Below are 13,071 nucleotides of genomic sequence, written 5' to 3'. Positions count from 1 at the left end.
CCGATCACAAGTTGACACTTCCCCGGCCTTGTCGGCAAATGACAGTCTCCAACCCGAGAGGTCGAATTGAACTCCGCGCTTGATCTTATCGTCACTGTCATCAGTTGGAGCGTTGTGGCCCAGCACATTTGGGCAACAAGAGGACACTTTGTTTCGGACAAGATGCAGTGGCCCGCAGCTTTGCTCGCGGCGCTTGTCCTGCTGACCGCGATCATCTACACCGTCATTATTTGGAGTGATGAACAGCCTATACTGGCAAAGTCGGTCGGCTTACTTCTGGAGCTGGCGGCCATGGCTTTGTTCTGGTCGGCCATTCGCGCCTCGCGCGACGCGCAGCTGCGCTTTGCCTTTGATGCAAATCAACCCAGGACGCTGTTGCAGAGCGGCCCCTACCGCTATGTGCGGCACCCCTTCTACACGTCCTATATTCTGTTCTGGGCGGGGTGGGCGATAGCGGCCTGGTCGCCCCTGGCCATTCCGACCCTGGTTGCCATCGTCGTCATGTACATCCTGGCTGCACGGGGCGAGGAGCGGCATTTTGCCGGCACGTCCATGTCCAGCGACTACGAGGCCTATCGGGCCCGAGCCGGTCTTTTCTGGCCCCGTTTGTCGCGGTCGGGGGCTCGCAACCAGCAAGTGGGTAACTAGCGGCGGGCCGTGCCCGCCGCTCAGGACTTACCAGGACGTAGCGATATATTTGGCTTCGGTGAATTCCAGCAGGCCATGATGGGCGCCTTCACGCCCAAGCCCGCTCTGCTTGACCCCGCCAAAGGGCGCCGCCGGGTCAGACACCAAACCCCGGTTGAGCGCGATCATGCCGCTCTCGATCCGCTCCGAGACCCGCAGGCCGCGGGCCAGATCGCCGGTATAGACATAGGCCACAAGCCCATATTCGGTGTCATTGGCCAGCCGGATGGCTTCCTCTTCGCTGTCGAAGGCAACGATTGGCGCCACCGGCCCAAAGATCTCTTCATGCACCAGCGCAGCCTCGGGGCTCACATCGGCCAGAATGGTGGCTTCGTAATAGAACCCCTTGCGCTCGGGGGCCGAGCCGCCCGTCACCACGCGCGCACCGCGCGACACCGCATCGCTCACCAGCGAAGCCACCTTGTCGCGGCTCTTGGCATTGACCAGCGGTCCCAGCTGCGTTGTGGGATGATAGCCCGGCCCAACCTGCAGCGCCTTCATGCGCGCCGCGAACTTGTCGGCAAAGGCTTCCAGCACGCCGCGCTGCACATAAAAGCGGTTGGCGGCCGTGCAGGCCTCCCCGCCATTGCGCATCTTGGCGATCATCGCGCCGTCCACCGCCGCATCGATATCGGCGTCGTCGAACACCACGAACGGGGCATTGCCGCCCAGTTCCATGGAGCAATTGATCACCTGGTCGGCCGCTTCCTTGAGCAGCACGCGCCCGACTTCAGTCGAGCCGGTAAAGGACAGCTTGCGCACCCGCGGATCATGCAGCATGGCGCTGATCACCGGGCCCGACTTGCCGGTCGTGACCACATTGACCACGCCATCGGGCACCCCCGCTTCGGCGAGGATTTCGGCCATGGCATAGGCGGTCAGCGGCGTTTCGGTCGCGGGCTTGAGGATGCAGGTGCAGCCTGCCGCCAGCGCCGGCCCGATCTTGCGCGTCGCCATTGCCGCGGGGAAATTCCACGGCGTCACCAGCACGGCAATGCCCACCGGCTGGTACTGCACGATGATGCGGTTGTTGCCGCTCGGCGCCATCGAGATTTCGCCGTTGAGCCGCACGCCTTCCTCGGCATACCAGCGGAAGAACTCGGCCGCATAGGCCACCTCGCCCCGCGCATCGGGCAGCGCCTTGCCATTCTCGCGCGAGATCAACTCAGCCAGCCATTCGGCGCGTTCGGTCATCAGGCCATAGGCCTTCATCAGGATGTCGCTGCGCTTGCGCGGTGCAGTTGCGGCCCAGCCTGCCGCAGCGGCAGCGGCAGCATCCACCGCCGCAATGCCATCCTCGATGCTGGCATTGGCAACGGTGGTGATCACCTCTTCGGTGGAGGGATCGAACACATCAATCCGCTCCCCGCTTGAGGCGGGACGCCAACGGCCCCCAATAAACAGATCGGTGGCGAGATTGTCGTAATCGCCCTGAGCGCGGATTGCTGATGACTGGGACATGGGAACTGCCTTTGGTTCAATGGCGGCGCAGGCGATCGCGATCGCCGGCATGAGCTGCTTGGACAATCTGCTGCATGGCAGCCAGATCGAGAGGTCGTGGATTGTTGTTGACGAGCCGGGCCGACAGCAGCGACTGCTCGGCGACCCAGTCGAGCCGCTCGACGGGAACGCCCAGCTCGGCCAGGGTGCGCGGAATACCCAAGGTGGCAAAGAGTTCGGCTACAGCCTCGATCGCCGCATCAGCCAACTCGGCCTCCTCGCCTTGCGTGATGCCGAACAGGCGGGCGATCTCGGCGAATTCCGGCCCGCAGGCTGATCGGTTGAAGTCCATCACATAGGGCATCAGCACCGCCACCCCAAGCCCATGGGCGGTCTTGGTCAGCGCCCCCACGGGATATTGAATGGCATGGGCCGCCGCCGTACCGGCAACGCCAAAGGCCTGGCCGGCGCAAAGCGCCCCATACATCACCTGCTCGCGCGCCGCGGCATTGCCCCCATCCGCCACCGCCGCCGCCAGATTGCCGGCCAGCGCGGCAATGGCGATCCGCGCCTGCGCGTCGCTCTGGGTGTTCTTGCCGATAAACACCTGCTGGAGGGCGCGCCCCGGGTCCATCGGATGCTTGATTGCGGTAAACGCCTCGATCGCATGGGTCAGCGCATCTGCCCCCGCCACCGCCGTCAAACCGCGTGGGCAGGTCGCGGTCAGCTCGGGGTCGCACACCGCCACTTCCGGGATCAGATAGGGGCTCGAAATCCCCACCTTGGAGATCCGCACGGGATCAGCCAGCACCGCCACGGGCGTCACCTCCGAGCCCGTGCCCGCGGTGGTGGGCACCGCCACCACCGGCAGTACCGGGCCGGGCACTTTGAACTCACCATAAAAATTGGCCAGCTCATCCCCATGCGTCAGCGTCAGCGCCACGAGCTTGGCAAGGTCGAGGCAACTGCCCCCGCCGATCCCCACGATCACATCGGGACCGAACTCGCGCGCCTTGGCCGTCGCCTCCGCGATACAGGCCAGCGGCAATTCGGCGATGGTGCCGTCATAAAGCTCGGTGCGCAGCCCCGCCCCCTCCAGCGCCGCGCGGATCGCGCTGAGCTTGGGGTCCTGGTTGAACCGCTCGTCGGAGCACAGGAGCACGCGCTGACCCAGCCCCGCCACGATGGCGGGCAGCGCATGCCGTTGGCCGGCGCCAAAATAGATCGCCCGCGGACTGCGGATGGCGCCATAGATGCTCATGTCAGCTCTATCGTTGTGGAAGCCGGATCACCGGCCAATTCGCATAATTTGGCCCAAAGCGGCTCGGGCAAGGCAATACCCGTTTGGAGCCGCTCCGCCCGCACGCGCATCGCCCGGTCGCCCGGCACCGCTACCTTGCGCGCCCCCTCGGCATCGCCCGAAGCGCGCACCAGGTCGAGATAAGCGGCTATCCGCGCCGACGTGCCCGGCTGCAAATCCGGATCAATCAGGATGAACACATCGCCCTTGGTGGCGGGCCGGGTCGAATCGAGCGTGCCAGTGACGTCGCGCCCGATCGCAGAATCGGTCAGCGCCACCACCAGCAGTTCAAGCGCCAGCCCCAGCGCATAGCCCTTCGCCTCCCCAAATGGCGCAATTGAGCCCTTTTTAGCGGCCTCCGGGTCGGTAGTCGGCTCCCCCTCGGCATCCAGCGCCCAGCCTTCGGGCAATTCCTGCCCGCGCTGCGCGTAATCATAGATCTGGCCCATGGACACCAAACTGGTCGCCATATCGAGCACAAAGGGCTGCCCGGGCTGCGGCACCCCGATCGCCACCGGATTGGTGCCCAGCACCGGCTGGCGCCCGCCCCAGGCATGCACCAGCGCTTCGCTCGTGGTGAACCCGAGCGTCACCAGCCCGTCCCGCGCCAGCTTTTCGGCATACCAGGCCAGCATGCCCAGGTGATTGCTGTGCGCAATCGCCACCACCACGACCCCGCTTTGCCGCGCCCGTTCGGCCGCAGCCTCCAGCGCCGCCATCGCCACCACCGGCCCCAGCCCATCCTGACCGTTGACCTGCAGGAAATTCTCGCTCCGCCAGGTCATGTTGCCGGTCGCGGTGGGGCTGGTCACGCCATTGGCCATGCGGTCGGTCAAGCGCGGCAACCGCAGCAAGCCGTGCGACGGGCGCCCCCGCAGCTCTGCCTCCAGCAGCAGATCCACCTGCAGCGCCGCTGCCTCCGGGGGAACCCCAGCTCGCCTCAGCGCCGCTTCACTCACCCGCCGAGCATCTTCCGCGGCAATATTGATCATAACTATATCCTATCCGATACGATTTAGCGGCAGCACACCCGCGAAGTCAAGCGCCTGCTCCGTGCTGGAAGCGATTGCCTTGGCCGCGCCAATCGGCATAGCTGCGCCTTGATTTGCGGGGCAACCCATCGCCCCACCCACCGCGGATTGATCTCATGCACCAACATCTCGCTTCACCACCCCAGGCCCGCCAGGCGGTGCTTGATTTGGCCCCTTCCCGCATCCGCGAGGTTGCCAATGCCGGCATGGATCGCAGCGATGTGGTTCCGTTCTGGTTTGGTGAAAGCGATCAGCCCACCCCCGCCTTTATCCGCGCCGCTGCGGTGGAATCGCTGGAGCGCAACAACACCTTTTATACCCAAAATTTGGGCCGCCCCGCCCTACGCACCGCGATCGCGAGCTACATTTCCCAATTGCGCAACATCACCCTCGGCCCCGACCGCGTCGGCGTTACCAGCTCTGGCGTATCGGCCCTGATGTTGGGCAGCCAGCTCGTCCTATCCCCGGGCGATCGGGTAGTTGTCGTCACCCCCATCTGGCCCAACATCGCCGAGATCCCCAAGATCCTCGGCGCCGAGGTCACCCGGTTCCCCCTCAGCGTCATCAACAACCGCTGGCAGCTTGACCTCGACCGCCTGCTCGCCACCCTTACCGACGACGTGCGCATGCTCGTCATCAACTCGCCCAACAACCCCACCGGCTGGACCATCAGCCCCGAGCAGCAGGCCGCCATCCTCGCCCATTGCCGCCAGCGCGGCATCTGGATCTTGTCGGACGAAGTTTATGACCGGCTGGTGTTCACCCCAGGCCAAACCGCCGCCCCCTCCATGCTCTCGGTCGCCGATCCCGAAGATCGCCTCATCGTCGTCAACAGCTTTTCCAAAACCTGGCGCATGACCGGCTGGCGGCTGGGCTGGCTGGTGCTGCCCACCAACCTCGTGCCCCAGCTCGAAAAGCTCATCGAATACAACACCTCCTGCGTGCCCGAATTCGTCCAGTCCGGGGGTCTCGCCGCCCTCACCGATCCGGCCAGCGCCGCCACCGTCACGCAGATCCACCGTGAACTGGGGGAGGCCCGCGCCACCCTGCTGACAGCCCTGCGCCAGCTGCCCGGCGTCACCCTGCCGGAAGCTGATGGCGCTATGTACGCCTTTTTCCGCATCGACGGCCATGCCGACTCGCTGGCCCTTGCCAAGCGCCTCGTGGCCGAAGCGGGGCTGGGGCTTGCGCCGGGGAGTGCGTTTGGCGATGAAGGCGAAGGCTGGCTGCGCTGGTGCTTTGCCGCGGCGCCGGAACGCATCGATACCGGCGTCGACCGGCTGCGCTCGTTCTTGAGGCAAAGTTGAATCGCATTGGCAACGCGCGGCCTTCAGCCGCGTTCTGCCACCATGTTGCGCACCTCACTGCTTACCGTCATGCTGCTTTTGTCCTCGCTGGCGCTCGCCCAGGAAGCGCCCGAGGCGGTTCCGCCCATGCCGCGGGACCGGCCCGAAAGCCTGACCGACGCGCCCCCAGCGGATGCAACAGCGCCCGCCGACGCCGAGGCGGAAGCCCCCGACGCTGACGCAAACGCGCCCGAGGCCGGCGCCGAGCGACCTAAGGCCGACCCGGACGCACCCGAAGCCGAGCAACCGCCCGCGGATGCCGCACCCGCCGCGCAAGAACCCCCCGCGCCCGCCAAGGTCGCCGAACCCGCCGAGCCGCCTCGCCCCTATCAGACCCAGTGCCCCGCTGTGATCGGCGGCCAGATCGAGGCCAAGCTGCTTCCCCCGATCGATGAAGGCGAATGCGGCACCCAGTCCCCCTTGGCGGTAACCGGGATCCTGGTCAATGGCCGCATGGTGCCGCTGTCGGGCGAAGCCACCCTCACCTGCGAAGTAGCCACGACGCTGCCGCATTGGGGCGAGGCGATCGATGGCTATCTGCAGGCGCGCGAAAACACCGAACTGGCCAGCCTTGATGTCGGCACCAACTATAATTGCCGTGCCCGGGTTGGCGGCAGTTCCGATCGCCTTTCCGAGCACGGCATGGCCAATGCGCTCGATGTGGTCGGCTTTACCTTTGCCGATGGCCGCACCGTCACGGTCGAAGGCGATTGGCCCGCCGCCGACGCGCCCGAGGGCAAGTTCCTGCGCTTTGCCCATGATGCGGCCTGTTCGAGCTTTTCCACCACGCTCGGGCCCGAAGCCAATGCCGAACACCACGACCATTTCCATGTGGATATGGGCTGCCATGGCGCGGCCTGTCAGGCCCGCCTCTGTGAATAGGGTTTAATCGGGGCAACTTGGGCTGACATGGGGCGTTGAGGTGGCAACTGCTTGTCCTGAGATCAATTATGAACTTTGCCGCCCGGCTCTCCCTCCCCCTGCTTCTCGTCGCCTTCTCCCTTCCAACCACCGCCCAACAGCTCCCTGCCGCTTCACCGCCTCCCCTGACGCCCGAGGCGATCAACGCTGCGAGCCTTGAGCCGCTGCTGCCGCTCTTTGCCGTCCCCTTGCCGGACGAAAGTGCCGAGCCCTTGCCACCGCCCCCGCAGAACGAGGGCGCCACCGAGCTGTCAGCCGAGGCTGAGGGATCCAAGCTGCCCGACCCAGCAATCGCGCGCCTCCAGATCCTTCTCGACCGTGCCGGCGTTTCTCCTGGCGTCATCGATGGCTATGACGGCGCCAATGTCCGCAAGGCGGTGATGGCTTTTGCTGCAATTAATGGCCTGCCCGGCAATGGCGCACTTGATCCTGCAGTGCTGGCGCGCCTCGAAACCCCTGACCCGGCCGTAATGGCCTACACCATCACGGCCGAGGACGTTGCCGATATCGTTGAGCCGCTCCCCAGCGACTACGCCGAATTGGCCGAGCGCGAATCCCTCGGCTATACGAGCGTCGCCGAAGCGCTTGCCGAAAAATTCCACATGGATGTGAATTTCATCGAGGCGCTGAATCCCGGCGCAAGCTTTGTCGAAGGCGAAGAAATTGCCGTGGCCGCCCCAGGCGCTGACCTGCAGGGCATGGTCGCCACCATCGACGCCGACAAGCGCATGGGCATGCTGCGCGCCTATGATGCCACCGGTCGCCTTCTTGTCGCCTATCCCGCGACCATCGGCAGCGAGGACAATCCTTCACCCTCGGGTACGCACATGGTCGAGGTCGTCGTGCTGGATCCCGATTATACCTACAATCCTGAGGTCAATTTCCAGCAGGGCGACAACACCGAGGTGCTGACCTTGCCGCCCGGCCCCAATGGCCCGGTCGGTACGGTCTGGATCGACCTGTCCGAGCCCACCTACGGCATCCATGGCACTCCCGAGCCCTCCAAGATCGACAAAACCGGCTCGCATGGCTGCGTGCGCCTGACCAATTGGGATGCCCGGGAACTCGCCGCCATGGTTGAGCCAGGCGTTCCCGTCACCTTCATCGAATAAGCAGGCTTCTCGTCGCGCCGGCCCCCTCGGGTCGGCGCGGCTGCCCTCGCGACCTGGATCCGTCTTGAATCAGTTCCGGCGCAGGCCCACTCCACCCGGCCGAGCCCGGGCATCGCGGCGAAAATCACTGGGTGCCATGCCGGCGATCTTGCGGAAGGATTTGTTGAAGGCGCTGAGCGAACCAAAGCCGCTTTCCATTGCCACATGGAGCACATTGGCATCTTCCTGCATCAGCAGCGCCTGCGCATAGGAGAGGCGCAGGAGGTTCACATATTCATTGAGCGTCATGCCGGTGGATTTCTTGAACACCGACATAGCGTATTTAGGATGGATATCGGCCGACGAAGCGATATCGGCCGAACAGATATCGTGCCGGAAATTGCCGGCGATGAAGTCGCAGATGCTTTTGACATTACTGAACGACTGCTGGTCCAGCGCCTCGAGCGTCCCCTTTGGTGTGCCATCCGGCTCCACAAGATACGAGGGCTCGAACTGCACGCGCTCGATGCGCAGCAGTAACTCGTTGATGGCGTGATCGGCGCGCTTCTCATCGCCCGGCTGCATATAGCGCGACCAGCGGTTGAAATTGCCGGCATCCGTGCCGTCGGGTGTGCTGGTCACGAGCGTCGCGCCCCGCATCAGCTTTTCCGACATGTCGGCCGGCAGCCTTAGCCGGAAGAAATGCACCAGCGGCAGGTGGATCGCCACAAAGAACGCGTCTTCCGAGGTGTCGATCACCTGGTGCGGCAACCCGCCCCAGAACATGCAGAGGTCGTTGGCTTTGAGGGCTACATTATGCCCATGCATCCGGTACTCCACCGTACCGCTGAAGATGTAATTGATCTCCACCTGAGCGTGCCAATGGGGCGTGTTCATGATGCCTGGCTGCTCGTGGCTGACCACCAGAGTATTGGGCACGCGCTCCACCGCGCTTTTTGCAGGCTCCCAGAAGCGTTTTTCCAACTTCTTACTTTCCGGCAACTTGGCATTCCCTTTCGGAGGGACGCCGGGCACCACATGAGTAGCTTAGAAAGCGCTCAAGGGAAGAGCAAATAAAAAGGGAGGACTACCATGCGCATTCATCTTGCCTGCGCCACGCTGGCGCTCGCCACCGCCATGGCGACTGGCTCGGCCTCGGCTCAGTCGGGCGAAATCACCATCTGGAGCTGGGATTCGGCCGCACTCGCGCTGCAGTCCACCATTGCAGGCTTTAATGCCCAACACCCCGACATCACAGTTACGGTCGAAGACCTTGGCAACCAGCAGGTCTTTGACAAGCTGCTGGCCGGCTGTGCTGCCGGCGGCGCCGGCCTACCCGACATCGTCACCGTCGAAAACGGTGAAGCGGAGATCTTCTGGAACCAGTTCCCGGACTGCTTTGTGGACCAGACCACCCTGGGATACACCGCCGAGACTGCTGCCATGTTCCCCGACTTCAAGCTCACCGAGCTTAAGGTTGGTGACGCCGTTTACGCCATGCCATGGGATTCAGGCCCGGTCGCGGTATTTTATCGCCGTGACTACTATGAAAAAGCTGGCGTTGATCCGGCCACCATCCAAACTTGGGACGATTTCATCGCCGCCGGGCAAAAGATCATGGGGGCCAATCCGAACGTCGTCATGACCCAGGCTGACTTCAACGGCGGCTCTGAAGTGTTCCAGATGATGGCCAATGAGCAGAACTGCGGCTATTTCAGCCCGGACGGCACCGAGATCACCATCGCCCAACCCGGTTGTGTTGCAGCCTTGGGCAAACTCAAGGAAATGAACGATGCTGGCATCATCACAGCGGCTGATTGGGGTGGCAAGATCCAGTCCAACGGGGCCGGCACTGTCGCCACCCAGATCTTTGGCGGCTGGTATGAAGGCACCTTGCGCAACAGCGCGCCCGATAGCGCCGGCCAATGGGGCGTTTACTTCCTCCCCAGCATGACGGCTGACGGCGCCCGTGCCGCCAATCTGGGCGGCTCCTCGCTCGCCATCACCTCGGCCGGCGACGCGCCCGAGGCTGCTTTCGCCTATCTCACTTATGCTCTGGGCACGGTGGAAGGCCAGATCACCATGCTGCGCGAGCACGGCATTGTGCCCTCCCTCAACGCCGCACTCGACGACCCGTTTGTCAATGAGCCCCTGCCTTATTGGGGTGGCCAGCCGATCTGGGCCGATATTCTGGCGACCCTGCCCAAGATCAAGCCGATCCGCGGCACCGCATTTTTTGCCGATGCGGACGCCATCTTCCGTCAGGTGCAGACCAGCTACCTCGCGGGAAATTACCCCTCCGCCCAAGAAGCCATGGCGGACGCCGCCGGTCAGATTGCGGACGTCACCGGTCTGCCGGTCGCCCAATAACCAGTCAAGTTCGGGCGGCTCACTTGCGAGCCGCCCGAACCAAGCGCCCAAAGCGGAACGGGAGGCTCCACTTCATGCGGCTGCGTACGCGAACCGCCTACGGCTTCTTGCTGCCCTATTTGCTGATCTTTCTTGCCTTCTGGATTTGGCCGATCATCAACTCGTTCTGGCTGAGCTTCCTGGCGACCCGCACCAATCCTTGGGTGTTCAATCCCGGCTTCAACTGGGGGCGACTGATCAAGGATCCCGCCTTTTTCAACGCGCTGCGCAATACCCTGCTTATTCTCGTGATCCAGGTGCCGGTGATGATCGCATTGGCGACCGTGCTGGCCGTGCTGCTCAATTCACCTGCGCTCAAGGCGCGCGGCCTTTTCCGCTTTGCATTTTTCGCGCCCGTCGTGGTTGGGGAAGTGGCTTATGCCGCCGTGTTCCGGCTGATGTTCAGTCTCGATTTCGGCGTCGTCAACAAGGTGCTGGGGCTGATCGGCATCCGCAAGATCGACTGGTTCAGCCAGCCCTCCTGGGCCATGGCGCTCATCATCATGGCCGTGACTTGGCGGTGGGTGGGCTACAACGCCATCATCATTCTATCGGGGCTCCAAGGCATCCCCGACGACGTTTATGAAGCCGCCACGCTGGACCGGGTCAGCAAGCTCCGGCAGTTCTTTTTCATCACCCTGCCGCTGCTCAAGCCCATTATCCTGTTTTGCGTGGTGCTCTCGATCATTGGCACGATGCAGCTCTTTGCCGAACCCTTCCTGATCACCAATCGCGGCGGCCCCGGCGGCGCGACCGAAACCCTGGGCCTGTTCCTTTACCGCCAAGGCTTCACCGTCCTCAATTTCGGTTATGCCTCGGCGGTCGCCTATACGCTAATGGCACTGGCCGTCGCCATTTCGATGATCAATCTCTGGTTGGGGCGGGAGCCGAAATGAACACCAGATCCGGCAACAAGACCGCTCGAACCTTTGCCCTTCATGCCTTCATGGTGCCGCTGGCGCTCCTTTGGATGTTTCCCTTGTGGATGATGTTGGTGTTCTCGACTCTGCCCGAGAACCGCATCTTCGGGCCCGGCATCAATCTGATCCCGGCCGACCAGTTCGCCACCAACTTCGCCAATCTGCAGGCCGACACCAATTTCCTGCGCGCGCTGGCTATCTCGGTCGGCGTAGCGGTGATCTACACCATCCTGTCGGTGAGCCTGACCTCCATGGCCGGCTGGGCGCTGGCCCGCTACGAGTTCATCGGCAAGCGCGTCGTGCTGGGCATCATCCTGGGCACCCTGACCCTGCCCTATTTCGTGGTCGTCATTCCCCAGTTCATCATGGTCGCCCGCGACTTCAAGCTGGCAAACACCTATATTGCCCTCATCGTGCCGCCCCTCTTCAATTCGCTGGGCGTGCTGTTCATGCGCCAGGCCTTTTCCATGATGCCCAATGACCTGTTCGATGCTGCCCGCGTCGAAGGGGTCAAGGAATGGAAGATTTTCCTTTTCGTTGCCCTCCCCCTCGCCCGGCCGACGCTGGCGGCGCTCTGCATCATCCTCTTCCTCGCCTCCTGGAACAATTACCTGTGGCCGCTGCTGATTAACAGCCAGCCAGAGATGATGACCGCCCCCGTGGCCCTCGGTTCGCTGATCGGGCTGACCAAAGTCTCTTGGGGCGGCATCATGGCCGGCGCCGTGCTGCTGACAGCGCCCATGCTCGTCGTCTTCCTCCTCTTGCAGCGCCACTTCATTGCCGGCATCGCCGCTGGCGCCATCAAATAGGAGCGCCGCCATGGCCGAAGTTTCCCTGCGCAATGTCACCAAGCGCTTTGGCGCCGTTCCCATCATCCACGGCGTCAGCCTCGATGTGGCCGATGGCGAGTTCGTGGTCTTTGTCGGCCCCTCCGGCTGCGGCAAGTCCACCCTCCTGCGCATGATCGCCGGCCTTGAGGACATCAGCACCGGCGAGATCGGCATTGGCGGGCGCACCGTCAACGATGTCGAGCCCGCCGAGCGCGGCATCGCCATGGTGTTCCAGACCTATGCGCTGTACCCCCACATGACCGTCGAGCAGAACCTGAGCTTTGGGCTGCGCATGAACGGCAATGATCGCGCCGATACCGAGCGCCGCGTCAAGCGCGCCGCCGCGATCCTCCAGATCGAGCCCCTGCTCGCCCGCCGACCCAAGCAGCTCTCGGGCGGCCAGCGCCAACGCGTCGCCATTGGCCGCGCCATTGTGCGCGAGCCCCAGGCCTTCCTCTTCGATGAGCCCCTTTCCAATCTCGATGCCGAGCTGCGCGTGCAGATGCGCGTCGAGATCGCCCGCCTCCACAAGGAGCTGGGCACCACCATGATCTATGTCACCCACGACCAGACTGAGGCCATGACCCTCGCCGACAAGATCGTCGTGCTGCGCGAAGGCCGCATCGAGCAGATGGGCGCCCCCCTTGAACTGTATGACGATCCCGCCAACCAGTTCGTGGCCGGCTTCATCGGCTCGCCCAAGATGAACTTCTTGGCCGGCGAAGTGGTACAGAACCGCGCCAATGGCACCGTGATCGAGCTCACCAACCAGAACAACGCCCGCCTGCCCATGCCCGTCATTTCGCCCGGCCTGCGCGCGGGCGATCGCGTCACCCTGGGCGTGCGCCCCGAACACTGGGGCGAAGCGGGCGCGGGCGACCTCGACCTCCCCCTGGCCGTTGATGTGGCCGAGCATCTCGGCTCCACCTCATACCTCTATGCCAACACCAAATCGGGCGAACCGCTGGTGATCGAGCGCGAGGAATCGCGCCATGAAACCCGCCGCGACCAGCTGCTGGTGTCCATCAATTCAGCCAAAGCCTTCCTCTTCGACGCTGCCGGTCAACGGCTGCGCTGATCCACTTTCTGCAAAGGG

At 63.8% G+C, this 13,071-nt stretch carries 12 protein-coding genes; 8 read left to right on the top strand and 4 right to left on the bottom strand.

From position 1 onward, the window contains the following. Positions 1-66: 66 nt before the first annotated feature. Complete coding sequence (locus AC3YMN_RS00800; RefSeq protein ID WP_489888558.1) at positions 67-648, top strand: methyltransferase family protein; 582 nt, start codon at positions 67-69, stop codon at positions 646-648. 27 nt (positions 649-675) lie between these two features. On the opposite strand, the gene AC3YMN_RS00795 is transcribed toward AC3YMN_RS00800, so the two are convergent. From AC3YMN_RS00795 to AC3YMN_RS00785, 3 genes are read right to left on the bottom strand one after another with little or no spacing between them, the layout of a single operon-like run. Continuing rightward, positions 676-2,148: an NAD-dependent succinate-semialdehyde dehydrogenase gene (locus tag AC3YMN_RS00795; protein WP_489888557.1), complete on the bottom strand. Its 1,473-nt coding sequence runs from the start codon at positions 2,146-2,148 to the stop codon at positions 676-678. A 16-nt stretch (positions 2,149-2,164) separates the two neighbouring features. After that, positions 2,165-3,388, bottom strand: coding sequence for an iron-containing alcohol dehydrogenase (locus AC3YMN_RS00790; protein WP_489888556.1), 1,224 nt, complete (start codon positions 3,386-3,388; stop codon positions 2,165-2,167). Continuing rightward, positions 3,385-4,419, bottom strand: coding sequence for an Ldh family oxidoreductase (locus AC3YMN_RS00785; RefSeq protein WP_489888555.1), 1,035 nt, complete (start codon positions 4,417-4,419; stop codon positions 3,385-3,387). Before AC3YMN_RS00785 ends, AC3YMN_RS00790 begins: the two co-directional genes overlap by 4 nt. A gap of 155 nt (positions 4,420-4,574) precedes the next feature. Here AC3YMN_RS00785 and AC3YMN_RS00780 point away from each other — a divergent pair, with 155 nt between their 5' ends. From AC3YMN_RS00780 to AC3YMN_RS00770, 3 genes are all read left to right on the top strand, one after another. Then, complete coding sequence (locus tag AC3YMN_RS00780; protein ID WP_489888554.1) at positions 4,575-5,765, top strand: pyridoxal phosphate-dependent aminotransferase; 1,191 nt, start codon at positions 4,575-4,577, stop codon at positions 5,763-5,765. A 42-nt stretch (positions 5,766-5,807) separates the two neighbouring features. Further along, positions 5,808-6,686 carry an extensin-like domain-containing protein gene (locus AC3YMN_RS00775; protein WP_489888553.1) on the top strand — a complete coding sequence of 293 codons (879 nt, stop codon included), beginning with the start codon at positions 5,808-5,810 and terminating at the stop codon, positions 6,684-6,686. Positions 6,687-6,754: 68 nt separating this feature from the next. Continuing rightward, positions 6,755-7,837: a L,D-transpeptidase family protein gene (locus AC3YMN_RS00770; RefSeq protein WP_489888552.1), complete on the top strand. Its 1,083-nt coding sequence runs from the start codon at positions 6,755-6,757 to the stop codon at positions 7,835-7,837. Positions 7,838-7,906: 69 nt separating this feature from the next. On the opposite strand, the gene AC3YMN_RS00765 is transcribed toward AC3YMN_RS00770, so the two are convergent. Then, the gene (locus tag AC3YMN_RS00765) at positions 7,907-8,755 is read right to left on the bottom strand and encodes a helix-turn-helix domain-containing protein (protein WP_248305130.1); all 849 of its coding nucleotides are present in this window, start codon (positions 8,753-8,755) and stop codon (positions 7,907-7,909) included. 153 nt (positions 8,756-8,908) lie between these two features. Between AC3YMN_RS00765 and AC3YMN_RS00760 the strand changes: the two genes are divergently transcribed. The 4 genes from AC3YMN_RS00760 to AC3YMN_RS00745 all read left to right on the top strand — a co-directional run bounded on the left by AC3YMN_RS00760 (position 8,909) and on the right by AC3YMN_RS00745 (position 13,053). Continuing rightward, complete coding sequence (locus tag AC3YMN_RS00760) at positions 8,909-10,186, top strand: extracellular solute-binding protein (RefSeq protein WP_489888551.1); 1,278 nt, start codon at positions 8,909-8,911, stop codon at positions 10,184-10,186. 74 nt (positions 10,187-10,260) lie between these two features. Then, a complete protein-coding gene (locus AC3YMN_RS00755) occupies positions 10,261-11,121 on the top strand; it encodes a carbohydrate ABC transporter permease (RefSeq protein ID WP_489888550.1) in 861 nt (286 codons plus the stop codon). Beyond that, positions 11,118-11,954, top strand: coding sequence for a carbohydrate ABC transporter permease (locus AC3YMN_RS00750; RefSeq protein ID WP_489888549.1), 837 nt, complete (start codon positions 11,118-11,120; stop codon positions 11,952-11,954). The genes AC3YMN_RS00755 and AC3YMN_RS00750 overlap by 4 nt, the downstream gene beginning before the upstream one ends. A gap of 10 nt (positions 11,955-11,964) precedes the next feature. After that, entirely contained in the window at positions 11,965-13,053 is a 1,089-nt protein-coding gene (locus AC3YMN_RS00745) for an ABC transporter ATP-binding protein (protein WP_489888548.1), read from the top strand. Positions 13,054-13,071: the final 18 nt, after the last annotated feature.

It is taken from the genome of Devosia sp. Z11_6 (assembly GCF_058133665.1).
The sequence above is the reverse complement of the archived record's forward strand: the minus strand, read 5'-3'. Positions and strand labels throughout refer to the sequence as shown.

Coding starts and splice junctions, on each gene's coding strand:
- AC3YMN_RS00795 (WP_489888557.1), bottom strand. CDS start 2,148: ATGTCCCAGTCATCAGCAATCCGCGCTCAGGGCGATTACGACAATCTC.
- AC3YMN_RS00755 (WP_489888550.1), top strand. CDS start 10,261: ATGCGGCTGCGTACGCGAACCGCCTACGGCTTCTTGCTGCCCTATTTG.
- AC3YMN_RS00775 (WP_489888553.1), top strand. CDS start 5,808: ATGTTGCGCACCTCACTGCTTACCGTCATGCTGCTTTTGTCCTCGCTG.
- AC3YMN_RS00760 (WP_489888551.1), top strand. CDS start 8,909: ATGCGCATTCATCTTGCCTGCGCCACGCTGGCGCTCGCCACCGCCATG.
- AC3YMN_RS00750 (WP_489888549.1), top strand. CDS start 11,118: ATGAACACCAGATCCGGCAACAAGACCGCTCGAACCTTTGCCCTTCAT.
- AC3YMN_RS00745 (WP_489888548.1), top strand. CDS start 11,965: ATGGCCGAAGTTTCCCTGCGCAATGTCACCAAGCGCTTTGGCGCCGTT.
- AC3YMN_RS00770 (WP_489888552.1), top strand. CDS start 6,755: ATGAACTTTGCCGCCCGGCTCTCCCTCCCCCTGCTTCTCGTCGCCTTC.
- AC3YMN_RS00785 (WP_489888555.1), bottom strand. CDS start 4,419: ATGATCAATATTGCCGCGGAAGATGCTCGGCGGGTGAGTGAAGCGGCG.
- AC3YMN_RS00780 (WP_489888554.1), top strand. CDS start 4,575: ATGCACCAACATCTCGCTTCACCACCCCAGGCCCGCCAGGCGGTGCTT.
- AC3YMN_RS00790 (WP_489888556.1), bottom strand. CDS start 3,388: ATGAGCATCTATGGCGCCATCCGCAGTCCGCGGGCGATCTATTTTGGC.